The following is a 23,608-nucleotide window of genomic DNA, read 5'->3' on the forward strand; positions in this document are numbered from 1 at the left end:
ATGTGATTGCTCATTATACTTTTAATTTACGTCTATGTATAAAAAAGGGCCGATCTCTTTCGAGTCGACCCTTATTAAGTGTGAATACTTTCTAGTGAAAGCCTTCTACACCTGACATATCAGGTAGTTGATGAGCAATACCTTTATGACAGTCAATGCATGTTTTTTCGCCAGAGGCCAAAGTCGTGCTGTGTTGTTTAGCAGCACGCGCGCTTTGTCTGGTGAAATCCATGGACTCAAATTGATGACAATTACGACATTCTAGAGAGTCATTTTCTTTAAAACGTTTCCATTCATGCTCGGCTAACTCTAGGCGTTTTGCTTCGAATTTTTCACGAGTGTTGATGGTGCCAAACAACTTACCCCAAACTTCTTTAGATGCTTGCATTTTACGCGCAATCTTTTTAGTCCAGTTATGAGGTACGTGACAGTCACTACAAATCGCTCTAACACCTGAGCGATTGTTGTAGTGAATCGTTGTTTGTAATTCGGCATATACGTTGTTGCGCATTTCGTGACACCCAGTACAAAACTCTTCGGTATTGGTTAATTCCATTGCAGTGTTAAAGCCACCCCAAAAAATAATACCTGCAAGAAACCCACCTAATAAAATGCCGCCAAACGATAAATGCACAGGTGGCTTTTTAAAAATGTTCCAGTAACGAATTAAAAAATTCTTCATTAATGGCCACCTTTACTGTCTTTATGTTTATACAAAAGTTGATCCATTGGAATGAAATTACTTTCAACAATTACGTCTGCATCGGTTTGTGGTACATGGCATTGTGTACAAAAATAACGAGCAGGTGAAATATCTGCTAGATATTCGCCATCACGATTTTGATAATGAGACACGCCAGGCATTGGCGCACCCGTTTCACTTGTACGTTGGCGTGCATGACAGCTTAAACATTTGTTTGCACGTAAATCGATTTGGTAGTTTTCGATTTTATGAGCAACTAATGGTGGTAATTGTGGATAAGCGCGAGTTTGACGCTCGTCATCATTTACCGTATTTGCTAATCTTGGCGGCTCGCCATTTTCAGCTAATGGTGTGTCTCCACGTAAACTTGCGATTTCAATGTCTGATGCAATCAACCAGCTTGAAAACAAAAAAACGGCCGATAGCAATATTGCCTTTTTTATATTAATCATTTTTTATTCCTCAAACTTTTACAATTTTAATTGCACACTTTTTATAATCAGTCTGCTTCGACAAAGGGTCGGTTGCATCTAATGTGCATTTGTTAATCAATTGCGATGCATCAAACCAAGGTACAAACACTAAACCTACTGGTGGTTTATTACGGCCACGAGTTTCAACGCGTGTTTTGATTTTACCACGACGACTGATCACTTCGATTTCATCACCACGACGTAAACCACGGCTTTGCGCATCTTGTGGATGCATGAAACAGACTGCGTTTGGAACGGCTTTATGTAACTCAGGTACTCTGCGTGTCATTGAACCTGAATGCCAATGCTCTAGTACTCGACCAGTTGATAACCATAAGTCGAACTCTTCATCTGGTGATTCAGCTGGCGGCTCGTACGGCAATGCAAAAATAACCGCTTTGTTATCTGGCTTACCATAGAACTGGAAGTCTGCGCCTTTTTTAACATAAGGATCGCTTCCTTCTTTGAATCTCCAACGTGTCTCTTTACCATCAACAACAGGCCATCTTAAACCGCGCTCTAAATGGTATTGTTCAAAGAATGCTAAATCGTGACCGTGTCCACGGCCAAATTCTGCGTACTCTTCAAATAACCCTTTTTGAATGTAGTTACCAAATGCTTTTGCTTCAAAGTTTTCGTATTTAGGATTGATTTGCTCTAATGGATATTTATCTACTTTGCCGTTTGCGTACAAAATATCGTAAACGGTTTTGTCTTTTAGCTCTGGGTTAGCGGCTAAGAACTCACTGTCCCAAACATCTTTTAATGCAAGGCGTTTAGAGAATTCAACAATTTGCCATAAATCACTTTTTGCATTGCCCGGCGCATTCACTAACTGATACCAAAATTGTGTGCGACGTTCTGCGTTACCAAATGCGCCTTCTTTTTCTACCCACATCGCTGCTGGTAAAACCAAATCTGCCGCTTCACAAGTAACCGTTGGGTAAGCATCACTTACTACAATAAAATTATCAGGATTACGGTAACCCGGTAAACCTTCTTCCATTAAGTTAGGCGCTGCTTGTAAGTTGTTGTTGACCATTGACCAATAGAAATTGATGTCGCCATCTTTTAACATACGGTTATGCTGAACAGCATGTGCGCCATTTTTTGCAGGAATAGTGCCTTCTGGAAGCTTCCAGATTTTTTCTGCAATTTTACGATGCTCAGGATTTGCCACGACTAAATCAGCAGGTAAGCGATGTGAGAATGTGCCTACTTCACGAGCCGTACCACATGCTGATGGCTGTCCAGTTAATGAGAATGGGCTGTTGCCAGGCTCAGAAATTTTACCCGTCAATAAATGTAAGTTATAAAGTAAGTTGTTCATCCACACACCACGAGTATGTTGGTTGACACCCATTGTCCATAACGACATGACTTTTATTTTTGGATCCGCGTAGATTTTAGCTAATGATAATAAACGAGATTCACTTACACCGGATTCTTTAGCTGCATATTCTAAGTTGTAAGGTTTTACGAATTCTTTGAAGCGTTCAAATTCGATTGCAAAACTTTTACCCGAGTTAGGGTTTTTGGCTGCTTTTTGTAATGGGTGCGTGTCACGTAACCCATACCCAATATCGGTTTCGCCTTCACGGAAGTTGACGTGTTTGTTAACAAAATCCCAGTTGATTGCGTCGTTTTCGATGATGTAGTTAGCAATGTAGTTAGCAATAATTAAATCGGTTTGCGGTTTAAATATTAATGTACTGTCTGCTAAATCTGTTGAGCGATGCTCGTAGGTTGATAACACAGACACGTTAACATGTGGGTGGCTTAAACGTCTGTCAGTTATGCGTGTCCATAAAATAGGGTGCATTTCTGCCATGTTTGAGCCCCATAATACAAACGCATCGGCCGCTTCAAAATCATCATAACAACCCATAGGCTCATCAATACCAAACGTACGCATAAAACCACCAACAGCAGATGCCATGCAGTGTCTTGCATTTGGATCGATGTTGTTTGTACGAAGACCGGCTTTCATAAATTTACTGGCCGCGTAACCTTCCCACACTGTCCACTGACCTGAACCAAACATACCAACGGCCTCAGGGCCTTTTTCTTTGATTGTTTTTTTCAGTTTTGACGCCATAGTGTCAAACGCTTCGTCCCACGATACTTCTGTGAACTCGCCGTTTTTATCGTAAACGCCATTTGTTTTTCTTAACAATGGTTGTGTTAGACGATCTTTTCCGTACATGATTTTTGCAAGGTAGTAACCTTTAATACAGCTTAATCCACGGTTTACTTCACCTTTAGGATCACCATGAGTCGCAACTACCTGTCCATCTTTTGTAGCCACTTGGATCGCACAACCCGTACCACAAAAACGACAAGGTGCTTTAGACCAAGTTAATTTATTGTCACTGCTGGTTGCAATGATGTTAGACGCTTGAACAGGAACCGCTAAACCTGCGGCAACTGTTGTAGTGGCAGCAGCTTGTGCCTTAATAAAATCTCGACGAGTTAATGACATGGAGTATTCTCTAATGGTGAGTTTAATTCAGATTCTTCTTCAAAATGGTGATAGATCGGAGTGCAATCTAATACTTCGCTTTTTTGCTGGATGCTCTCTAGGGTGTTCACGATATCGTTTGCGTGTGAGCCTTCTAAGATAACAATTAATTGATAGTCATCTTCTTGTACGATCTCGGTATTGTCGTGTGCATTTACTGCTATTTTTACTTCGTTTAATTTCGAAGGGTGCGCTTTTAAAATCACACCGGATATATGATGAATCATATTGCGTCCCTTATTATTGCGACAACCAAACGATGAAACCGTAGCTTGCAATAAAACCAACAGATGCAGCTGGTAAAACTACGAACGAAATTAATGCAAATAATCCCAATTCTTGTCTTAATGTTTGTGTGTTCTGTTGATCTGAATCGTCTTTCATTTACCTGCCTTTTAATTTGTATTTGATTTAAAAATTTGAAAAGAATAAGGTGAGTTTTTTCTCAAAATTATGATGTAATCCTAGTTTATAAACACAAGTGATGTATTGCTAAAAGGGGTTACTTATTGATATATAAGAGGTAGTAAAAAGGCGGGTTTGTTTATTCATAAAGTATTAAGTTATGGCAATATTTAATATCTCTTAATGAGTAGATATGTAATTAAAAAAATTAACCCTATGGTATGATTCAAAAATATTTATTTACGAGATGATCAAAATGAAATTAATTAATAAAAATGTAGCATTGCTTAGCTTAGGTTTGATGTGTTTTTCAGCTCAAGCGGTTGAAATTAACTTTAACCCGTTAAGTATTTTAAGTGGCGCAACGACAGTTGATGCGTTATTTGAAGTGGACGATAAAATTAAAATAGGCCCGACAGCAGGATTGATGAATTTAAATATCAATACCGTTAATGTGTCGGCTTTTGATTTGGGTGTCCGAGGGGAGTATGCATTTAATGGGTTTAAAACTCAGGGTGTATATATCGCTACTAAATTATTTTATTCAAATGTGAATGTGTCTGTCCAAGATGAGATTCTTGTGTGTCAATCAAATAGTTCGACAGGCACATTATTAGGTGGACACGTTTGGCGTTGGTCAAATGGTTTTAGTGCAAAAATGGCTGGCGGTTTTAAGCAGACATTGATTTTAGGTGATGGCGTCTCCTGTGAGACTAATGGAACCATTGTCACTACGGATTCAGAGCAAAAAACAAGTGAATTTAAATTAGCTTATGAGGCTGGCATTAGTTGGAGTTTTTAGTTTTTCAGTCACTCGATGAAAAGCCCCTCGATGAACGTCGAGGGTTTTACTAAATTTAAAAAACTTTAAGTTTCACTGCAATAGAACTGAAGTCACGTGCGTTAATTGTTAGCTGTTCGCTAAAGCGCTGAAATTGCTTCGAACTTTCTGAGTATTGATCTGTTATGGATTTGGATCGTATGACATTTTCACTGACTTCGTCGGCTTTTATTTTTTGCGAGATAGCAGCGTCACTAATATTTGCATTTAATTCATTAAGATTATCAATCGCATCAAATATTTTGGATAACGTTTTAATAACTTGTTCGTTAGATTGAGCATTTTGCATCGCTTGTTCTTGGTTGGCAGTAATTAACGCCACCGTTTCTTCCGCTCTTGATTGTAATTTTATAACCATTTCATTAATTTGTTGTGCAGATTCTTTCGTGCGTGATGCAAGGTTTCTTACTTCATCGGCCACAACAGCAAAACCACGACCTTGTTCCCCAGCTCGAGCCGCTTCAATGGCTGCATTTAATGCTAATAAATTAGTTTGTTCCGCAACCCCTTGAATTACAGACATGACTTCGGTGATGTCATTACTGCTTTGGGCTAAGTCATTCACTGTGTCTTTAGCTTTTTTCATGCGCTGTGCAAGCTCAGTGGTTGAGCTTGCTGAGTTTTCTATTAACTCTCGGCTATTTTGAGTCTGCATTTTGACATTTTCTGAAACTTGGGAAGCTTCCATTGATTTATTTTCAACGGTGTTACCAAGTAACGCAAGTTGATCAATAGAAGTAATGACGTTTTGCGTTTCGACTGATTGGTTTTTTAAATGCTCTTGGGAGTCTATGATGGCATAAGTTAATGCGTGCGCGTACGCACTGACTTGCATACCAGATGCTGTGATTGTGCGTAAATTATCACCCAAATGGTCGACTATTCTATTGGTTGCTTTGGCTATATCACCAAATTCATTATTTTTATTGAAATCAATTTTGACTGAAAAATCGCCATCTGCAATTTTATTCAACTGAGTGCTTATAAAACTTGCGGGGTTCACAATTAAATATTTAGCTCCAATTATAAAAAGCATTAACGTAATTGCAATGATGCTAGCAAAAACATAAATAAGAATTTGCGTGCGTGCATTAATATCTTTTTGAACTAATATTTTTTGATCAACCGAGGAGGATATAAAAGTAATGGCATTATCAACCACTTGGGTCAATTCTTCAGCGGTTAAATCGAATTTCCCCATTATTTTATTTCCAGAATTTGGACCATCGTCAATGTATGCCTGAGCCATTTGTTTACCGCTGTTATAATAAGGTGTAAATAAATTTGATATTTTTTGATATTGCACTGTGTTATCAGGATCTAATTTTATAATGGATTTAATATGGGCATAAAATGATTGAGCGGCCACTTCAGCTTCAATGAACCCATCATCTAATCCGTCTTGCGCTCTTGTGGCACTGATATCAGTAAGCCATTGCTGAACTTGAATAATTGAAATTTGAATATTTTTTAAGGTTAAAAGTATTGGAATCTGAACTTGTTGCGTATCCACTAAATTCTTTTCGCTACTTATAGACTGACGTTCAAGAATGAGGGTTTGTAATCCAATAATGACAGCTAACAGCAATGATGCTGTCATAATGATATGTGTTAAACGTAAAGATTTCATTGAACGACCAATTAAGTACATGCTTTTTAAGGTTAGTCCAATAGAGTAAAGTTACCAATTAATAATTGATTAAGTGAATTATGAAAGAAGCCGATGTTCATGAGTATTTAATGAATCAAAAAGCAGTGTAATTATGCTTTTCCTTTTATAGAGCGGGCATTTGTATTTAAAGTGATGAACAAGATGTTTGTGCAGTGAATCACGCACCTACAGATTGAACTAAGAACTAAAAAGCGAACTAAAAAGCGAACTAAAAAGGACAGGCTAATCAAAATAATTTGACAACCCTCACAATCGACCTATCATTTTATAAATATAAAGACAACATAATTCAAATGGATTGAATTTGTTGTCATTTGATTAATCAATTAGGAATCAACATGACAAAAGCGAGAAAACGCCTAGTAAATTATACTGCTACTACAAAATACTTAATTACCTGCCGTTGCGTGCGTCGCGCATTTCTGTGCGGTAAAGATGAGTATACCAACCAATATTTTGAGCATCGCCGTGCATGGGTTGAAGATATTTTATTAAAACTGCCCAGCATATTTGCAATTGATATCGCCTCATATGCAATCATGAATAACCATTATCATTTGGTGATTAGCGTGAACGTTAAACAGGCTGAGTCTTGGTCTGCTGCCGAGGTAATCAAGCGCTGGCATCAATTGTATACGGGTACGATGATCTCTAGAGCGTTTTTAGATGGCTCTAAACTCAACCCACAAGAACGTATTTTGCTAGCCGAAACCGTTGAAATTTGGCGTAATCGATTGATTAATATTGGTTGGTTTATGAAAAATATTAATGAGCCGATTTCTAGACTCTCAAATATTGAAGATAACTGCACAGGCAAATTTTGGGAGGGTCGATATAAATCAAAAGCGATTTTAGACGATGAAGGATTATTAGCCGCCATGGTTTATGTAGATTTAAACCCTGTGCGCGCTCAAATGACTAAAACACCTGAAGAATCTGAATATACATCAATCAAAAAAAGAAGTGAGTGCTTTAAAAAATCAAACCATTCTAATCTAGTAAAAGATCAACCGAATGATTTATTACCTCTTTCAAAACACTGTAAAACCCACATTCAAATTTCAACTAAGGCGTATTTAGAATTAGTAGACTGGACAGGAAAACAATGTGCAGAAAGTAAAAAAGGAAAAATCGATAGTGAATTACCCGACATATTAACTCGACTCGATTTGTCCGAAACGTTGTTTTTAAATGCGTCACTGAATATCAACAATAGCTTTGCTAACTTAATTGGCAAAGCATCCAGTATCGATCAGCATTTTTCTAAATTTGGACTCAAGCGAGCTTGTGGCTGGGTGAAATCATTAAGTGTTCTTGGGCTTTAGCTTCCTTTTTTATTATTCATACATATTTTATTAGCTTTTATTCGAATCAATAAACTTTGATTGAATTCCCTGCGCCTTCGATTTGAGCAATGCTCGATAATTGTAGCAATTCCCTCTGTGTGATCTCTTTTTTAACAAATTAATTTGTTAAGGCATCATATTTTCTAAATTAAGTGCCTTATTTATTTTTAGATGTCATTGGTTTTTATTTAGTTGCCTGTCCTTGTTGTTCTTGTTGTTCGTTTAGTTGCCTGTCCATGTTGTTCCTTCCTTATTTATTTTTAGATGTCATTGATTTTTATTTAGTTGCCTGTCCTTGTTGTTCCTTGTTGTTCCTTGTTGCTCCTTGTTGTTCCACTTGTTGTTCCTAAAAAAAGGTGTGAAAGAAAAGAACCTACCACGATGGTTCACAATAAAATTATGCCAAGATGTTTGTGGTTTGACCCTTAATGAATTGGCTGGCATTTTTAATGTTAATAGTTATTCAACAATATCTAAAACCGTGAGTCGTTTAAATAAGTTAATGCAAGAAAATAAAGAAATACAAACGAAATATATAAAATTATTAGAAAAGGTGAAGGATGAAGTCAAGATTTGACCTCAAGTCTTTCCAAGTCTGTTTTGACCCCAAGTCTTTTTTCGATTATTTGTTCCAGACATAACTCTATCACCTAAGTCTATTTAGGTGCACACAATTCTAATTAGTCTTTTTCAAAATGAATCCCGGGCCTACAATTCCCCGTCTAAATCTTGTTTAAACACATTTATAAATGCATCTCCAAAACGCTCTAATTTGTTTTGCCCTACACCAGAGACTGTTAACATTTCAGCTCTTGTTGTCGGGTACACATCCAACATGTTTTGCAAACTCGCATCGGAAAATACAACAAACGCAGGTACATCGAATTCGTCGGCCAAATCTTTGCGTGTCTTCTTTAATCTTGCCCATAATTTTAAATCAGCAGGGTCAATATTTTTTGTTTGCGCTGCGCGTTTTGCGCTAACGGATTTTTTAATTTTTTCGATGCTGTCTTGGCGAAGCATAATGGTTTGCTCACCTTTTAAAATCGGGCGACAACTTTCGCTTAATTTTAAAGCACCATATTGTTCGTAATCGACACTTAAAAATCCTTTAATCACTAATTGTCTAAACACACTCTTCCATGCATTATTATCTAGGTCGGCACCAATGCCGTATGTGGACAATTGATCGTGATTAAATTGTTTAACTTTTTGATTGTTAGAACCCATCAATACATCAATTAAATGACTCGCACCAAAACGTTGTTCGGTTCGATACACAGTGGATAACGCTTTTTGTGCCGCAATGCTGGCATCCCATGTTTTAACAGGCGTGATGCAGTTGTCGCAATTTTTACAATTGGTCTCAAGGCGCGCTTCATTAAAATAATTTAATAAATTAATGCGTCGGCAATCCACCGATTCACATAACGCTAACATCGCGTTTAATTTATTTTGCTCTGCGCGTTTAAAATTTTCTTGGCCTTGAGATTGTGCCAACATCTGTTGTAAAAATACAACGTCTTGCAACCCATAAATTAACCAAGCCTCTGAGGGTAATCCGTCACGTCCTGCGCGTCCTGTTTCTTGATAATACGATTCAATGGATTTGGGTAAATCAATATGTGCCACAAAACGCACATCAGGTTTGTCAATGCCCATACCAAACGCAATGGTTGCTACCATAATAATCCCTTCTTCTCGCAAAAATCTTGCTTGATGGGTTTGGCGTAATGGTGCAGGTAAACCTGCGTGATAAGGCAACGCATTTAAGCCTTGCTGATTTAAATATTCCGCAAAGTCTTCAACGCGTTTGCGCGACAAACAATACACAATGCCACTGTTATTTAAATGCTTGCTTTGAATAAAATTTAATAATTGTTTTTTAGCATTGGTTTTTTGGGTGATCGTATATTTAATATTCGGTCGATCAAAACTCGACACAAACTGCTGTGCATCATGTAACTGCAAGCGATCAATAATTTCTTGTTTGGTGCGCGCATCCGCCGTTGCCGTTAATGCAATGCGTGGTACGTTGGGAAAGTTTTCATGTAATAACGTGACACTTAAATAGTCTTTACGAAAGTCATGACCCCATTGCGACACACAATGCGCTTCATCAATGGCAAAAATAGAAATTTGCACCTGTTGTAATAAATCAAACGTACGTTGCTGCGTTAAACGCTCTGGTGCAATATACAAAAAATCCACAATACCTTGGCGGAGCTCTTGTTCAATTTCATAAACTTGTTGTGCACTTAATGTTGAGTTTAAAAAACGAGCGTTTAAACCCAACTGCGCCAACGCATCGACCTGATCTTGCATCAGTGCAATCAAAGGCGAAATCACCACACCCACACCAGGCCTTGCTAACGCAGGAATCTGATAACACAACGACTTGCCGCCGCCAGTAGGCATTAAGACCAATACATCTTCACCTGCAATGGCGTGTTCAATAATGGCTTTTTGCTGATTACGAAATTCAGGATAACCGAAAGTGTTGTTGAGAATGTCTAGGGCTGTTTGATTCATTGTGTTTAAAAAATATTCAATAGCAAAATAGATAGGTAGTTTAAACCAAAATGGATTGGTTCGCTTTGATTGTTTTATGGGTAGGGGGCATTATGGATAGATAGACCTATTTGGAATTGGAATGTATAGTTGTTGCTTTAATTTATAAAATACTAGATATGAAAATTAAATGTTGTGGAAAAATACTAATTCCTAAAATAAACATTAAGGCAAGTGTGCTGGATTTTATAGGGCTTAGTTTCTTTCTTTCATTCTTTTTGTCGATACTGTGGTTTGTATTGTATCTAGCTACCTTATCTTTTCTCGAAGAATTATCTAACGGTACTTTATTTGAGCCAATAGAAGCATTTGGTTTTGAGCTTAGAAATACTCCATTTATATTTTTTGCTTTATTCGTTACTTATAAGTTATTGCCAAAATTTTTACATGCTTGTAGTTTTTTTATTAATTACCGAATTAAGATTTTTAACAAATGTCGAGTGTGCCAAGTTAAGAGCATCATACTTGATCTACCAACCGATAAAGAACCATTTTAGTTAATTTTTTATTAAAAAAGGTGAAGTAAAAATGGGAAATAAAGCTAGAGAATTTGCATTAAAGGCCCATGGAGATCAAAAATATGGAACGTTTCCCTATTCAGTACATTTAGACGAAGTTGCCAGTATTGCAAAATCCTATGGTAAAACCGCTGAGGCCGTCGCTTTTTTACATGATGTCATTGAAGATACTGATATTACTGCTAAAGAAATTGAACAGGAATTTGGTTGTTTTATTTCTAGGTGCGTTCAAATATTAAGTGATGAGCCCGGCGATACACGAACAATAAGAAAAGCCGCTACTTATAAAAAGATGGGAAATGTTAAAGGCGATGAGTCACTGGCATTACTGGTTAAAGCGGCAGATCGGTTAGCTAATATGAGAGCTTGTATTAGAGAGGGTAATGAAAAATATCTCACTATTTATAAATCGGAATATGATGTATTTAGAAAGTCTGCATATCGCTTCGATCTTTGTGAAGAAATATGGGCTGAGTTAGAATCAATTCAACATGCTTAATTACTGATAGATAATTAGTTTAAACGTAGGTATGCCTTTGCTTACAGGGATGTAGGTATGTCGAATTTGACCGGATCAAAATTCGTAAGGCTGTCAGTCTAACTTATGTCGATAGTCTGGCTGATTTTTATTCATTAAAAATTGGATTTTATGTTTCTGACTAATATTTTATTCAATATATAAAACACAAGCTAAACTGAATCATGATGTGTAAAAAAACTATTTTTGATGAGGGAATGATAGATGAGATTATCCGAACGCCAAGTCGGTATGATTCAAGACAGTTTTAAAAAAGTATTGCCAATTTCTGATGCGGCGGCTCAAATATTTTACGATAAGTTGTTTGAGTATGATGCTGATTTACAAAGACTGTTTAAGCAAAATATGGGAGACCAGGGTAAGAAGTTGATGCAAACACTGGCCGTGGCAATTGGTGCATTAAAGGATTTAGACAAGCTTGTACCCGTATTACAAAATCTTGCTGTAAAGCATTTGGATTATGGTGTGAAAGTGGAAGATTATACACCTGTGGGAAATGCTTTACTTTTCACTTTAGAAAAAGGTCTTGGAAATAGTTTTACTCAAGAGTTGAAACAGGCTTGGATTGTTTTGCTAAAAGTGGTGTTTAATGTCATGCGGCAGGCTGCTTATCCCGATTTTGATCCAATCACTTATAAAAATATAAAGCGTTATAATATTTAATATCACTGATCGTTAACCATCTTGGATTAAAAATATCCACTAGAAAATAAGAATATTTGTAGGAAAGAAATTAATCCCGATGACATCAGTGTTAGAAAGAATGTTAGAAACAGTTAGTTTTATTTAGGCCAAAGAAGCGAAAAACCAACCGTTAGCTGTTTTTGGGCTTTGTATTTTAAATCGAAATGTTAATAAAAATTATCCCACTTACCAAAAGAATCAATTAAAAACTTGCGCATTCACTTTTGGTGTATCATTATATTAATACACCAATATAGCTGATGCTTATGACCCAACGAAATTTTATCCACTTGCTTTGTATTAACACAAGTACTGGCATACCTATTTATCGTCAATTAATCGATCAAATAAAACAAGCCATTGCCATGCAGTTAATTGCTGAAGGGCAAACGTTACCTTCAGTTAGAAATATTGCAACAAGTTTACAAATTAATCCTATGACAATTTCTAAAGCATACAGTCAGCTTGAATTGGAAGGCATACTTATTCGTAAGCCAGGCATTGGGATGATTATCGCTAAACCTCAAGCAACCACGGCTATTCCAGTTGATATTAAAAAGTGTATTACTAAATTAGTAAAGCTATGTGATACGCACAGGCTCGATCCTGAAGTAGTACAAAGTTTAATTCAGCAGTCATTTTCAATTTACAATAAGGAAAAATAAATATGACATCTATTGTTGAAATTCATAATTTAAGCAAAACCTATGATGGCAATTTAATATTAGATAATTTAAATCTCACAATCGAACAAGGGCAAATAATTGGTTTACTTGGTCGTAATGGCGCTGGTAAAACCACGTTAATAGAATCAATCATGGGGTTAAAGGATTTAAAAAAAAATTGCATTCATATATGGCAGCAACCCATAAACGAGTTAAAAAAATCCCAGCTTCAATCCATTGCATTTGTTCCGCAAAATCAAGAATTATTTGAATGGATGAAAGTAAACGAATATTTTGATTATTTTTCAGTATTTTTTGAAAAGTGGGACAACCTTTATGCGCAGCAATTATTAAATCGTTGGAATCTCAATTCTACGAAAAAAATATCAGAATTGTCTGGTGGGCAAAAACAAATACTTCAAATTGTTCAAGCATTATCGGTTAAACCTAAGCTTTTAATATTGGATGAGCCTGTCGTAAATTTAGACCCCAATATGCGACGAGAATTTCTTAAGGAAATTGTTGATTTGTCCTGTGAGAGCAACATTACAGTATTATTTTCAACTCATATTATTTCGGATGTTGAACGCATTGCAAGCCATATTGCTTTATTAAATAATGGTAAAATAGAAATATTTGACGCAGTAGAAACTATTCAAACTCATGCCGCTTCAGTGGTTATACAAGGTACAATCACCAATAAAGAACAATATAACCATCTCACGCAGTGGGAGGATTTTGACCAAGGCCATAAAGCCGTAATGACCCAAAAAGGCAATCATTCAATCAGTCAAATTGAATGTGAAAATAATGTCACGATTCAATCTATACCTATGTCATTAGAAGATTGGTATTTGGAGGTTACACGTGCATAAATTTTTAAATATATTAATAGCGAATATAAAGCTTTCAAAAAATTTATTAATTATTTGGATTTTAAGCATCGTTATTATCAACGGATTGTTGTTTGTTATTAATGCGTTTGTGTCATCTGATTTAGATTTAAATGTATACGCTATATATTTTGTAACCACTATTGTCATTGCTGTCGGATTTTTTTTGAATTTTTCTATTTTGAAAAATAATCATTTTTATTCTGTTTTTTTTGAATATCGTTTATATCTGATATTAACTAGTCTTGCGATATTAACTTTTATTAGTTTTGTATCGGTAATAGGTATGGCGTTACTTGGTTATAGGGTTTGGTTGCATTTTCTCACACTTTTTATCGTTCTTAATAGCTTGATGCTATATTGTGCTATATTAAAAAAATTCACTATTGTGAGTAGTTTGGTAGCACTTTTTCCGGTGCTTGTTTTTTTTGATGATGTGTTTGATTTAAATAAAATTATTTTATTAACTTTTCTTGGGTTATTTCAAATAATATTTGCATTTTTGTTAAACTATATCGAATCTAAGTATTCATTGAATGTATTTAAAGTCATTACCACATACATAAAATTAAATGTTGAATCCTTAATGTTTTTAATTGGAAGAAATATTAGATTGACCACATTTTTTAATAAATTAGATTTATATTTACATGTGTTTGTTTATTTGTTTTTTCTATTATTTTTGTTTCTAATATTTTCTAAAAGTGAAAATGATATCACTTACGAATTAATTGTATTGAGTTTTTTTGTCTTATTCATTCTAAGCTTAATTTCAATTCATCAAAAAACACTTATGTTTATTAAATATTTAAAACCTGTGTACCACCTTTATCCTAATAGTAGCTTAAGTCATTCTATTATTAAGTATTTAAAAGTTAATATTATGGTGAACATTCTAATTATTATTACTTTAGTGATGATTTTTGTCATTAGTTTTGATTTAGTTATCGATTATGAATTTTATTTTTCTGTGATGATTTTTAATCTAACCTTCTTCGTTGGGCTGCTTCCTCTTTTGTTATTTCATAATCACACTAATAGCAGTATCTTATCATTTATATTTGTTATGTTTATTTTTTCGCTGATAGTTTCCATTAATGTTGGGTTTTATTATTTTGAATTTTCTGCTGTTTTGTATCTATTGCTAATTGCTTGTATCGTATCTTTTTTTGTGACTTACAATGTTGGGCTGAAATGGTATTTATCTGTTAGCAAAGAAAGGATGTTAAAAAATTCATAATAAATGGAAAACTAAATGGATTTAAAAACTTATTGTCAATAATAATGGTTGTATAAAAATAAAAAACGCGCAATTAAGCGCGTTTTAATTATAAGAATAAAACCTTATTCTCCAATTTTTCCGCCATCATCTTTACGGATCACAACGGTGGATGATCTTGCCAAAACAGTATTTCCAGGCGCACTTGTGGCATCTGTATTTTCTGGATTTGGCCAGTTACCTGGGTGCTGAATATTCACAAACATCGTTGTGTTATCTGGTGACATTGCAATACCTGTTACCTCACAACCATTAGGCCCTACAAAAAAACGTTTTAAATTTGTTTGATTGTCAGCATTTATGTTTTGCATTTTTCCATCTTCATCTACTAAGGCAGATGGAATGACTGCTAACATTTGGTCATTGGTATAACTGGTTACTTCGCCTGCACTGTTATCGGTTTGCACCCATAAAATTCCACGAGCATCAAATGCCAAACCATCTGGGCTTGCAAATTGATTCAGTGCTGACAAATCAGAAATATTGTAATCACTTGTTTCAGGGCTGCCGAATACAAAAATATCCCATGAAAAATCAACTTGGTTTTCACTTTCGTCCCAACGAATAATATGGCCAAATTTATTATCTAAACGCGGGTTTGCGTAGTTAGTTCCAACATCTAATGTGCGTCTTGTGTTATTTGTCATTGTCATATAAACAGTACCTGTTACTGGATCAACTGCGCCCCACTCTGGACGATCCATTGGAGTAGCACCTAATAAATCTGCTGCGCCTGCTGTGTTTAAAATGATTTTTGCCAAACTTGCAAATGAATCTGATAATAGATTGCCGTTTTTATCGATGCTGGCTAATTCAAGTGCCAGCCATTTTGCATGTCCATTAATATTAAATTGAGCAACATACAGCGTCCCTTCGTCCATATATGATGCACCAGTAGCTAAACGGTCTGTTGGGTCGGCATCTGCGGCACTCCAGTTTTTTGCTGAAACAAATTTATAGACATATTCAAAACGAGAGTCGTGTCCAGAATAAAATACAACCGGTTTGCCTTCTGTTAATTTTCCAAAGGTGCAACCTTCATGTCTAAAACGACCAAGGGCGGTTCTTTTTTGTCCACGAGAATTTGGATTATACGGATCAATTTCTACAATATATCCGTGTCCATTTACTTCATTACGGTAGTCATCATTTGCAGTTGCGCCAATTGTTGATCCATCAAAACGGGTGAATTCATCTTGTAATTCACCTGCTAACCCTGCTGCAAATTCCCAGCCGTAACGTGTTTCATCATTAGCTATTCCTATACGATCATCTGCTGTATTTCGGCCGCTTGTTTTAACAAAATAACCGGGCCAGTTTTCTTCACAAGTTAAATACGTGCCCCAAGGTGTCGTGCCGTTACCGCAGTTATTAAATGTGCCGCGAGCAATAGCTTGCCCTTGTGAAAATTTTGTTCTTAATAATTCTGCAGTAACAGGACCCGTTACATCAAATTCAGTTAAACCTGTAAAGCGACGATTGTGCTCATCATTTTTTACAACATTCCATTTTCCGTCCATTAACTTCACACGAACAACCGATACGCCATGCGCGTTTATTTCTAAGCGAGTTGCATCAACATACTCTGCAATTTCTGTTACTAATGGTTTTTCGCCAGTGGTTTGGTTTGCATATAATGCGTCGACATTTAAATATTCATGATTGATGCATAAAATGCCATCGGTTGATGAATCATTTAAAGGAAAAAAATGCATGCCGTCGTGGTTTTGACCCATTGCATTTTCTTGATCAAGTGCGCTCATTTGATTGTTAGCATCAAACACTGAAGCATTATCATTTAATGCTTCTCCCCAAGGGGCTAATACTTGCGCGCTGTATCCTTGTGGAACCACAACGGCATCTGTTTTTGAGCCAGCAATGGATTCAAATCCTAATTTTAATGATGCGTTTTCTTCTGGTGTTTGTTCGTCATCGTCTTTACTTGCGCAAGAAGCCAGTCCTAATCCTAGTGCTGACATGCCACCCATAGCGGCGCCACCTTTTAAAACTTTACGGCGATTCACATGGGTTTCTAAAACTTTTGCAAATTCTGTATTACCGCTTTTATTATAAATTGTAGGGTCAAATGTTTCTTTACTCATGTTGTCACTCCGAATTTTGATTAAGATATTGGGCGAATAATTATCGTGGGACAAACTAAATTTTTAGTATGACAAACATGTGACACTAATATGTGATTTATATGAATATTTGTATTCAGAATTATTAGACATTAAATATAAAATGAAGGTATCCATTTTTAGTGCTACAAAATTTTATCACACTGTGTTTTACATCCATAAAAAAAGGGAGCAATGCTCCCTAAAGATAGTTCTAAGTTTTATATCATTCAACTTGTAAAGTGGCGTATTGCTCTTTTAAAATATTTGCACTTTCCACAAGTTGTTGTTGTTCTTCAGTTGACAAATGAATATTAGGCATCAACTGCGCACCATCTTTTGACACTATACAGGGTAATGAAATACACACATCGTCTATTCCATGTTGTCCTGTAATTAATCGCGAAACAGTAAGTAGTGATTTTTTGTCTTTGATTATAGCGCTCACAATTTTTACTAGGGCCATACCAATTGCAAAATAGGTAGAGCCTTTAGCTTCGATAATTTTATAAGCAGAGCGTTGTACGTTTTCGGTGATGCTTGCTTTTTCGGCTTGTGTTAAAGGCTCGGTTAATGAATATTGATCAATATCAATACAGCCAATACTTGCAATGGACCAGGCTGTAAATTCTGAATCACCGTGCTCACCAAGTACATAAGCATGAACGTTATGAATGTCTACTTTCATGCGATCTGCTAAGTAATAACGTAATCGTGCTGAGTCTAAAACAGTACCTGACCCAAATACTCGGTTAGCAGGTAGGCCGGTTCGCTCTAATACCACTTTGGTTAAAATATCCACAGGATTTGAGACAACCAAAATAACGCCTTTTGGATCTTGGCTTTTTATGTCATCTGCAATGCTGCACATAATTTTTTGATTACGTTTTAATAAGTTTAAACGGCTTTCGTCTGGGCGTTGTTTTGAGCCTGCGGTAATGACAATGACATCGGCATCGGCATAATCCTCAATGCCACCTGCACGCATTTTTGTGGTTGGCATAAAACAAAAGCCTTGAGCTAAATCTAATACCTGTCCTTCACTTAATGCTTGATTGCTGTCGACGATTACAATTTCTTCAAAATCGCCAGTTTGAGCTAATGCAAAAGCGAAGGTTGCGCCAACACTGCCTGCGCCGACGATGACGATTTTACGTTGTTGCCATGGATTGTGTGGCATGGTTTTGTCCTCATAAATTAGTAATGTTGATTATTTTAGGCTTGTATTTTGGTTTGCACTATACCAACAAGTGATAGGTTTTCATTGATTAATGTAGAGGTAATCAATGTAGGTTGTTGGTATGATTTACGCGCAAAATTTAGTGATAATTAAGGTAGACAAAATGTTTGAGATTTTAATATTGGCATTAGCGTTAAGCATGGATGCGTTTGCAGTTTCCATTGGATTAGGCTCTAAGCAGCATAAACCTCTAAAGGTTATGGCATTAATGGCCGCCACGTATTTTGGTATATTTCAAGGTGTTATGCCATTACTTGGTTATTTAGGTGGTCGTGGTGTGTTTGGTTGGATCGAATCTTTTGCACCTTGGGTGGCTTGGTTTTTATTGATGTTAATTGGCGCAAAAATGATTTATGAATCGTTTGCAGAAGGCATTGAAGAAGATTTATCTAATATTACCCACAAAGTGATGCTCACTTTAGCCATAGCAACAAGCATCGATGCCATGGCCGCTGGGTTCTCGCTGACATTAATGGCCATCAATCCGTTTTTGGCTTGTTTGATTATAGGTGTCATTACTTTTTTATTTAGTGCGCTAGGTGTGATTGTGGGTAAGGTAAGTGGTACTTGGCTTGAAAGTAAAGCGGAATTATTAGGTGGCGTGGTATTGATTTTAATTGGGTTTAAAATTTTATTATTTTAGCTGTTTAGATTATTCAATTTTAAGAATAACCTAAACAGTCTGAAGTAATTTATTTGATAGGGAAACAAATATTAGTCATTAAATCTTTCGCTTCGGTATCTTTTGGGCTATTAACATAAACTTCATAAGGGTGTATTTTTTTAAATTGTTTAATTTTTTTATAGCGTAACATTCCCATTGCTGTGGCCCATGCATTACCAACAAATTTGTAATCCCCAGTGTGTTTAATAGCAAATGCTTGATGAGTAGCAATGGTGCCTTGCGTAAATTTTGGGTCACTAAATGCTATATATTCGTCAAAAGCTAAAGCACTTATAAAATGACAACGCCCTTTGGCTAAGTCGAATTTTTTATAAATAGCAATGACTTTGGAAGGCTGGGGAATGGATTTAGACTCGATCATTCCGTGCAATGTATCAAAATCTTCTGACATCACTTGGCCGATATCTTTCACATCACATTGTTTTTCAATACCAATATAATACATAGCGGGTACTTTGATATTTTCTTGTATCTCAATAGATGAATGCACTGTTTTGTTTTCAGCTAATTCTTTAAGCATAGTCAACCCACGAATATAATCGTTGCCGATCAGTGCGATCATCATGTTTTTCATCCAAAACATAAAAAATGGTAATGAGCTGTCCATTGCCCAAGTAATATGACACTGACCTTCTATTTGTTTGAAATCAAAGCTTGTTTTACTGCTGCTTTTCCAGGGTTTTAAGAATTCCAAATCATAATCTATGCGTTTATTTTCAACAATATTGGTGATGTGCATATTGCCAGATCCTATATGTGTGCCGGTCCAATGTTGAGCGTGCCCTACTTCATACGGAGGCAATTGCACAACAACAGGACAGGTAGGTTCTTGGCACAACCAAGGAGACCAAGTGCGCCAAGTATTAAAGTCGGACACAATTTTAAACACTTCGCTTACGGGTGCATCAATGACCATGGTGCGTTCTAGGGTTAACTTTACGTCAAACATATTGGTTCCTGTCGTTTAATTATTGATCAAATTGAACTTGATTGTAGGAGAGTTCACCTAAAAATCCAATGGTTATTTTAAAAAAATAATCATAGAAAATAATAAAAATAAACCCAGTAAATCCTTATAAATTGACATTAACAAAACATCAATATTTTTAAGAGTTAAAATTAAGGTAAAATACTTGTCGATAAATCAAAATTATTCTTCCAAGGCTAAACCCAAGGCTAAACCCAAGGCTAAACAATGAGAGACAATTCACAAATTATTGCACGATTACGAGAACGCATCCCTAAATTTGAATGCGTTAAAGGGTGTCATGATTGTTGTGGTCCTGTTACTACGTCCTCTGAAGAAATGGCACGTTTGCCAGTAAAAACTGAGGCAGAGCACACAGCCGCTCTTAATGAATATAACTGCGTACATCTTGGGCCAAATGGCTGCACAGTTTATGGTGAGCGTCCTTTAATTTGTCGATTGTTTGGAACCACAGAAAAAATGCCCTGCCCAAATGATCGTCGCCCAGAGGAAATGATTGATGAACAAACCGAAAAACAAATTCATCATTATATTGCAACTACACGACAGGTATTGGTTTGAGGTATTGGTTTGAGGTCTTGGTTTTAGATTTTGGTTTGAAATCAATTTAACACCCAATTAAGCATACAAATAATTACTTAATGTTTTATGATGATTCGCGATAACATACTAACTGTTTCTGATACTAATTGTTTCTGATAATAATTGTTCAGGAAATAATTGTTCAACCTACTTTAATTATTAAGGAATTGCATGAAATCAATGTACTTTACTTTATTTACTATTATTAACCTGTTTGCATCAAGCTGTTCTGATGATGCTAAGCATTCTCCCCCTGCAACCCCCACTACTACGTTAAGTGTCGGGGGGTTCAATAACGCTCCAAATTATATAATGGACAACCAAGCGCGTATTGAAAATAGGCTCAACCTCAAACTAAATATTACTGATAATAATTGGAGTGTTCATCACACTGCGTTAAGTGCTAATTTATACGAGTCGCCTCAATTTCTGAATGACATTGAATTTATAGACGCAGGCATGCTGGCAGGCTATTTACATAATGAAAACTTAATGGATTTAACCGATAAATTTGAGCCAATAAAAAATAACTTCCCGGATTTTTCTGTCGCTCATGGAATAAATGATGAATCAAAACAAATCGCTGTTCCATTTGAATTAGGCCCTGGTGTTGCAATATATCGAAGAGCGTATATGGAAGACATCAATCAAAATTTAGCCGATGTCATGGCCACTTGGGAAAGTTGGTTAGAATACGGAAGAATGTTAAAACAAGATCATAATGTCTATTTAATTGCAAATTCTGCTGGAGTTGCTCGTGCAATTATTTATTCAGATATCAAAGAAAATACAGGTGTATATTTTGGTGAGAATAATGAAATTTTAGTTGAAACCGATCGATTTAAAACGGCATTTCAAATTGCCAAAATCTTAACTGAAGAAGAGCTAGCAGAAAATTTAGGTATGTGGAATTCAAATTGGTATGAAGGGTTTAATAATGCAAGCTTCGCAATGGAGTTTCAAGGAGCATGGTTGTTGCAAAGCTTGGCAGATTGGATTGCCGAAGACACTGCTGGACAATGGGGTGTGAGTCATTTACCCAATGGAATTCATATGGCATGGGGCGGTACCTATTTAGCAATTTCAAATAACAGTAAAGAAAAAGACGCCGCATGGGAATTAGTGAACTACTTAATTGAATCTCAAAATCAACTGGATATTTATCAACAAATATTTACTTTTCCAGCAAACTTGCTTACTTATAGTGATGCGTATTTTGATCAAAGCAATCCATTTTTAAATCATCAAAAAGACAGAAAAATTTATGCTGAAGTAGCATTGAATATTAAACCTGCAAAATATCATAGATTAAATAATGTAGCCGAGACACAGGTAATGAATTATGCGCTCACTTCAGTATTAAATGGTAGCGCGACCATTGATGAAGCACTTGCTACTGCTGCAAAAAATATTCAACTGAGACTTGATGAAAAGTAAAAAAAGATTGAGATGCTAATTTACTTAGCATCTCAATCTTTTCTATATTCTAAATCTATTTAGTCAATATCATATCAAATCCTCTCAAATTGTAATCAAAAGCGATAAGCAACAACTTTTATTATTTCTAATCTGAGTTTAATTCAATGAATCACTTCGCCTAATTCAGCAAATCGGTTAAAATCTTAAAATTATTCAATAGAGAAGTAGATTATGGGTTTTATTAAATTTTTCATCATTCTGTTATTTATCGCATTTGGGATTGGCGTACTGTCTAAACCTGATGAGCAATCTTTAAAAGATATGTATTATCAGAAAATCTTAAATGACGTGCAGCAAATTAACGAAGACGATAACCTGTTAAGTGGCGCATTAAAAGTTGCTTGTATTTTAACCAAAGATGATTGTGCACAAAGTATTGTGGATAATTTAAACATTCAAAGTACCGATTATTTCGCAATGAAACTTGCTAAAGTTCAGATTCAAAGTAATGAAAATATTTGTTTAGGTGTGTTTAATACTTGGAAATGTTTTTAAGTAATTAATATCATTGAGGCAGGCTCAATTTATAAAAATCTAAAATGTATATTTTAAAATCAGATTGAAAATTGTATGCTAAGTTTTTAGAATGCTTAGGGTTTTGACTTTGATACTTAATTTTTTATTTGCTTTATTTAAAATATTATATCTGTAACTGTAAAAAATCCTCGATTTTGGTCGAGGACTTTTTTAGTTTTTTGAATTGGGTTGGTTTAAATTGTTGACAGCCATAAATAATATAGGCTTTACCTGCTTAAAATTTATCATTAGTGTCATGTTTGTAAGTATCGGTTATAAAGTCAGGAATCCCATCATCTTTGATGCCATTCAAGCCAGAAATACTTTTCGAGAATTGGTCATTTTTTAATTTTCAATTAATGATAACGTTTTGCTCTGCAGTCATATCAAATATATCTAACGAGCTATACCAACCGCTGGCTGAGCCAAAAGTAAAAAATACACGGCAAGCATTCTCAACTTTATCTATTTCAGATTCAGTTAAATCATCAATGCCATCCTCGTTAAACTCTTTAATTGCACTTAACTCAAAAACAGTGACATCTAACATTGTTTCACCGTTTAATATAAGTCCATTACTGCCTTCTAATAATTCGACATCAATTTTTTCTAAATCTTCTAGTCCAAATACAATATAAGCAGTACATGAGGTTAAATGACTTTCATTACCAAAACTGCATCATCTATTTCATTTACCCAGCCAGTATTCTTCCCATAAAAAATATCATTTAAAGAGCTACTTCGAAATGCAAAACCCTCATTTTCATCATGATGTCTTAACCTCTGCAAAGTAAGCAATTAATAAACCCATTAATGTGCTAACCAGCGACTTTTCAATCAAAGGTGGGAAGTTTTGACTTAAATGTTACGCCAGTAGGCGAAAACACAT

The 23,608-nt window shown here is 35.6% G+C and carries 23 protein-coding genes; 12 read left to right on the plus strand and 11 right to left on the minus strand.

Going from position 1 to position 23,608, the window contains the following annotated elements; all coding sequences use genetic code 11:
- Window positions 1–91 precede the first annotated feature (91 nt).
- Genes TYM08_RS00735 through TYM08_RS00755 form a run of 5 tightly spaced genes read right to left on the minus strand, consistent with a single transcriptional unit; the run spans window position 92 to window position 4,081 of the window.
- Window positions 92–682 carry a NapC/NirT family cytochrome c gene (locus tag TYM08_RS00735; RefSeq protein WP_422381060.1) on the minus strand — a complete coding sequence of 197 codons (591 nt, stop codon included), beginning with the start codon at window positions 680–682 and terminating at the stop codon, window positions 92–94.
- Entirely contained in the window at window positions 682–1,155 is a 474-nt protein-coding gene (locus tag TYM08_RS00740; protein ID WP_422381061.1) for a nitrate reductase cytochrome c-type subunit, read from the minus strand. Before TYM08_RS00740 ends, TYM08_RS00735 begins: the two co-directional genes overlap by 1 nt.
- A gap of 10 nt (window positions 1,156–1,165) precedes the next feature.
- On the minus strand, window positions 1,166–3,658 hold the full coding sequence (gene napA / locus TYM08_RS00745) for a nitrate reductase catalytic subunit NapA (protein WP_422381062.1): 2,493 nt from the start codon (window positions 3,656–3,658) through the stop codon (window positions 1,166–1,168).
- Window positions 3,649–3,924 carry a chaperone NapD gene (locus TYM08_RS00750; protein ID WP_422381063.1) on the minus strand — a complete coding sequence of 92 codons (276 nt, stop codon included), beginning with the start codon at window positions 3,922–3,924 and terminating at the stop codon, window positions 3,649–3,651. The genes napA and TYM08_RS00750 overlap by 10 nt, the downstream gene beginning before the upstream one ends.
- Before the next feature lie 13 nt (window positions 3,925–3,937).
- The gene (locus TYM08_RS00755; RefSeq protein ID WP_422381064.1) at window positions 3,938–4,081 is read right to left on the minus strand and encodes a periplasmic nitrate reductase, NapE protein; all 144 of its coding nucleotides are present in this window, start codon (window positions 4,079–4,081) and stop codon (window positions 3,938–3,940) included.
- A 277-nt stretch (window positions 4,082–4,358) separates the two neighbouring features.
- On the opposite strand from TYM08_RS00755, the gene TYM08_RS00760 reads away from it, so the two are divergent.
- Window positions 4,359–4,904 (plus strand): hypothetical protein, encoded by a 546-nt coding sequence (locus TYM08_RS00760; protein ID WP_422381065.1) that lies wholly within the window; start codon window positions 4,359–4,361, stop codon window positions 4,902–4,904.
- A gap of 55 nt (window positions 4,905–4,959) precedes the next feature.
- On the opposite strand, the gene TYM08_RS00765 is transcribed toward TYM08_RS00760, so the two are convergent.
- Entirely contained in the window at window positions 4,960–6,573 is a 1,614-nt protein-coding gene (locus TYM08_RS00765; protein WP_422381066.1) for a methyl-accepting chemotaxis protein, read from the minus strand.
- A gap of 380 nt (window positions 6,574–6,953) precedes the next feature.
- On the opposite strand from TYM08_RS00765, the gene TYM08_RS00770 reads away from it, so the two are divergent.
- Window positions 6,954–7,940: a transposase gene (locus TYM08_RS00770; RefSeq protein WP_422381067.1), complete on the plus strand. Its 987-nt coding sequence runs from the start codon at window positions 6,954–6,956 to the stop codon at window positions 7,938–7,940.
- A 729-nt stretch (window positions 7,941–8,669) separates the two neighbouring features.
- On the opposite strand, the gene recQ is transcribed toward TYM08_RS00770, so the two are convergent.
- The gene (gene recQ, locus TYM08_RS00775; protein WP_422381068.1) at window positions 8,670–10,493 is read right to left on the minus strand and encodes a DNA helicase RecQ; all 1,824 of its coding nucleotides are present in this window, start codon (window positions 10,491–10,493) and stop codon (window positions 8,670–8,672) included.
- Between the two features lie 158 nt (window positions 10,494–10,651).
- On the opposite strand from recQ, the gene TYM08_RS00780 reads away from it, so the two are divergent.
- From TYM08_RS00780 to TYM08_RS00805, 6 genes are all read left to right on the plus strand, one after another.
- Window positions 10,652–11,029, plus strand: a complete 378-nt coding sequence (locus tag TYM08_RS00780) for a hypothetical protein (protein ID WP_422381069.1) — start codon at window positions 10,652–10,654, stop codon at window positions 11,027–11,029.
- 31 nt (window positions 11,030–11,060) lie between these two features.
- The gene (locus TYM08_RS00785) at window positions 11,061–11,549 is read left to right on the plus strand and encodes an HD domain-containing protein (RefSeq protein ID WP_422381070.1); all 489 of its coding nucleotides are present in this window, start codon (window positions 11,061–11,063) and stop codon (window positions 11,547–11,549) included.
- Between the two features lie 243 nt (window positions 11,550–11,792).
- Complete coding sequence (locus TYM08_RS00790) at window positions 11,793–12,251, plus strand: globin family protein (RefSeq protein ID WP_422381071.1); 459 nt, start codon at window positions 11,793–11,795, stop codon at window positions 12,249–12,251.
- Window positions 12,252–12,538: 287 nt separating this feature from the next.
- Complete coding sequence (locus tag TYM08_RS00795) at window positions 12,539–12,937, plus strand: GntR family transcriptional regulator (protein WP_422381072.1); 399 nt, start codon at window positions 12,539–12,541, stop codon at window positions 12,935–12,937.
- Window positions 12,938–12,939: 2 nt separating this feature from the next.
- Window positions 12,940–13,812, plus strand: coding sequence for an ABC transporter ATP-binding protein (locus tag TYM08_RS00800; protein WP_422381073.1), 873 nt, complete (start codon window positions 12,940–12,942; stop codon window positions 13,810–13,812).
- Complete coding sequence (locus tag TYM08_RS00805; RefSeq protein WP_422381074.1) at window positions 13,805–15,070, plus strand: hypothetical protein; 1,266 nt, start codon at window positions 13,805–13,807, stop codon at window positions 15,068–15,070. The genes TYM08_RS00800 and TYM08_RS00805 overlap by 8 nt, the downstream gene beginning before the upstream one ends.
- 104 nt (window positions 15,071–15,174) lie before the next feature.
- Here the strand turns inward: TYM08_RS00805 and TYM08_RS00810 are convergent, their stop codons facing one another.
- Together TYM08_RS00810 and TYM08_RS00815 are read right to left on the minus strand one after the other, a co-directional pair.
- On the minus strand, window positions 15,175–17,211 hold the full coding sequence (locus TYM08_RS00810; RefSeq protein ID WP_422381075.1) for a PhoX family protein: 2,037 nt from the start codon (window positions 17,209–17,211) through the stop codon (window positions 15,175–15,177).
- Window positions 17,212–17,455: 244 nt separating this feature from the next.
- Window positions 17,456–18,409: an L-lactate dehydrogenase gene (locus TYM08_RS00815; protein ID WP_422381076.1), complete on the minus strand. Its 954-nt coding sequence runs from the start codon at window positions 18,407–18,409 to the stop codon at window positions 17,456–17,458.
- A 163-nt stretch (window positions 18,410–18,572) separates the two neighbouring features.
- Here TYM08_RS00815 and TYM08_RS00820 point away from each other — a divergent pair, with 163 nt between their 5' ends.
- Window positions 18,573–19,112, plus strand: coding sequence for a manganese efflux pump MntP family protein (locus TYM08_RS00820; RefSeq protein ID WP_422381077.1), 540 nt, complete (start codon window positions 18,573–18,575; stop codon window positions 19,110–19,112).
- A gap of 49 nt (window positions 19,113–19,161) precedes the next feature.
- Here the strand turns inward: TYM08_RS00820 and TYM08_RS00825 are convergent, their stop codons facing one another.
- Window positions 19,162–20,103, minus strand: coding sequence for an SRPBCC family protein (locus tag TYM08_RS00825; RefSeq protein WP_422381078.1), 942 nt, complete (start codon window positions 20,101–20,103; stop codon window positions 19,162–19,164).
- A gap of 246 nt (window positions 20,104–20,349) precedes the next feature.
- Here TYM08_RS00825 and TYM08_RS00830 point away from each other — a divergent pair, with 246 nt between their 5' ends.
- The 3 genes from TYM08_RS00830 (at window position 20,350) to TYM08_RS00840 (ending at window position 22,698) form a co-directional block, all read left to right on the plus strand.
- The gene (locus TYM08_RS00830; RefSeq protein ID WP_422381079.1) at window positions 20,350–20,703 is read left to right on the plus strand and encodes a YkgJ family cysteine cluster protein; all 354 of its coding nucleotides are present in this window, start codon (window positions 20,350–20,352) and stop codon (window positions 20,701–20,703) included.
- A gap of 192 nt (window positions 20,704–20,895) precedes the next feature.
- Entirely contained in the window at window positions 20,896–22,161 is a 1,266-nt protein-coding gene (locus TYM08_RS00835) for an extracellular solute-binding protein (RefSeq protein ID WP_422381080.1), read from the plus strand.
- 213 nt (window positions 22,162–22,374) lie between these two features.
- Complete coding sequence (locus TYM08_RS00840; RefSeq protein ID WP_422381081.1) at window positions 22,375–22,698, plus strand: hypothetical protein; 324 nt, start codon at window positions 22,375–22,377, stop codon at window positions 22,696–22,698.
- Window positions 22,699–23,071: 373 nt separating this feature from the next.
- On the opposite strand, the gene TYM08_RS00845 is transcribed toward TYM08_RS00840, so the two are convergent.
- Entirely contained in the window at window positions 23,072–23,269 is a 198-nt protein-coding gene (locus TYM08_RS00845) for a hypothetical protein (RefSeq protein WP_422381082.1), read from the minus strand.
- Window positions 23,270–23,608: the final 339 nt, after the last annotated feature.

Origin of the sequence: Marinicellulosiphila megalodicopiae (assembly GCF_045862395.1) — a bacterium.
In the GTDB taxonomy this organism is placed as follows: domain Bacteria; phylum Pseudomonadota; class Gammaproteobacteria; order Pseudomonadales; family Natronospirillaceae; genus Marinicellulosiphila; species Marinicellulosiphila megalodicopiae.

Bases quoted from the DNA above. Each gene is read 5' to 3' on its own strand.
- TYM08_RS00790 (WP_422381071.1), top strand. From the start codon at position 11,793: ATGAGATTATCCGAACGCCAAGTCGGTATGATTCAAGACAGTTTTAAA.
- TYM08_RS00810 (WP_422381075.1), bottom strand. From the start codon at position 17,211: ATGAGTAAAGAAACATTTGACCCTACAATTTATAATAAAAGCGGTAAT.
- TYM08_RS00840 (WP_422381081.1), top strand. From the start codon at position 22,375: ATGGGTTTTATTAAATTTTTCATCATTCTGTTATTTATCGCATTTGGG.
- TYM08_RS00780 (WP_422381069.1), top strand. From the start codon at position 10,652: ATGAAAATTAAATGTTGTGGAAAAATACTAATTCCTAAAATAAACATT.
- TYM08_RS00830 (WP_422381079.1), top strand. From the start codon at position 20,350: ATGAGAGACAATTCACAAATTATTGCACGATTACGAGAACGCATCCCT.
- TYM08_RS00835 (WP_422381080.1), top strand. From the start codon at position 20,896: ATGAAATCAATGTACTTTACTTTATTTACTATTATTAACCTGTTTGCA.
- TYM08_RS00795 (WP_422381072.1), top strand. From the start codon at position 12,539: ATGACCCAACGAAATTTTATCCACTTGCTTTGTATTAACACAAGTACT.
- TYM08_RS00735 (WP_422381060.1), bottom strand. From the start codon at position 682: ATGAAGAATTTTTTAATTCGTTACTGGAACATTTTTAAAAAGCCACCT.
- napA (WP_422381062.1), bottom strand. From the start codon at position 3,658: ATGTCATTAACTCGTCGAGATTTTATTAAGGCACAAGCTGCTGCCACT.
- TYM08_RS00820 (WP_422381077.1), top strand. From the start codon at position 18,573: ATGTTTGAGATTTTAATATTGGCATTAGCGTTAAGCATGGATGCGTTT.
- TYM08_RS00765 (WP_422381066.1), bottom strand. From the start codon at position 6,573: ATGAAATCTTTACGTTTAACACATATCATTATGACAGCATCATTGCTG.
- TYM08_RS00740 (WP_422381061.1), bottom strand. From the start codon at position 1,155: ATGATTAATATAAAAAAGGCAATATTGCTATCGGCCGTTTTTTTGTTT.
- TYM08_RS00800 (WP_422381073.1), top strand. From the start codon at position 12,940: ATGACATCTATTGTTGAAATTCATAATTTAAGCAAAACCTATGATGGC.
- TYM08_RS00785 (WP_422381070.1), top strand. From the start codon at position 11,061: ATGGGAAATAAAGCTAGAGAATTTGCATTAAAGGCCCATGGAGATCAA.
- recQ (WP_422381068.1), bottom strand. From the start codon at position 10,493: ATGAATCAAACAGCCCTAGACATTCTCAACAACACTTTCGGTTATCCT.
- TYM08_RS00750 (WP_422381063.1), bottom strand. From the start codon at position 3,924: ATGATTCATCATATATCCGGTGTGATTTTAAAAGCGCACCCTTCGAAA.
- TYM08_RS00845 (WP_422381082.1), bottom strand. From the start codon at position 23,269: ATGTTAGATGTCACTGTTTTTGAGTTAAGTGCAATTAAAGAGTTTAAC.
- TYM08_RS00770 (WP_422381067.1), top strand. From the start codon at position 6,954: ATGACAAAAGCGAGAAAACGCCTAGTAAATTATACTGCTACTACAAAA.
- TYM08_RS00825 (WP_422381078.1), bottom strand. From the start codon at position 20,103: ATGTTTGACGTAAAGTTAACCCTAGAACGCACCATGGTCATTGATGCA.
- TYM08_RS00760 (WP_422381065.1), top strand. From the start codon at position 4,359: ATGAAATTAATTAATAAAAATGTAGCATTGCTTAGCTTAGGTTTGATG.
- TYM08_RS00755 (WP_422381064.1), bottom strand. From the start codon at position 4,081: ATGAAAGACGATTCAGATCAACAGAACACACAAACATTAAGACAAGAA.
- TYM08_RS00815 (WP_422381076.1), bottom strand. From the start codon at position 18,409: ATGCCACACAATCCATGGCAACAACGTAAAATCGTCATCGTCGGCGCA.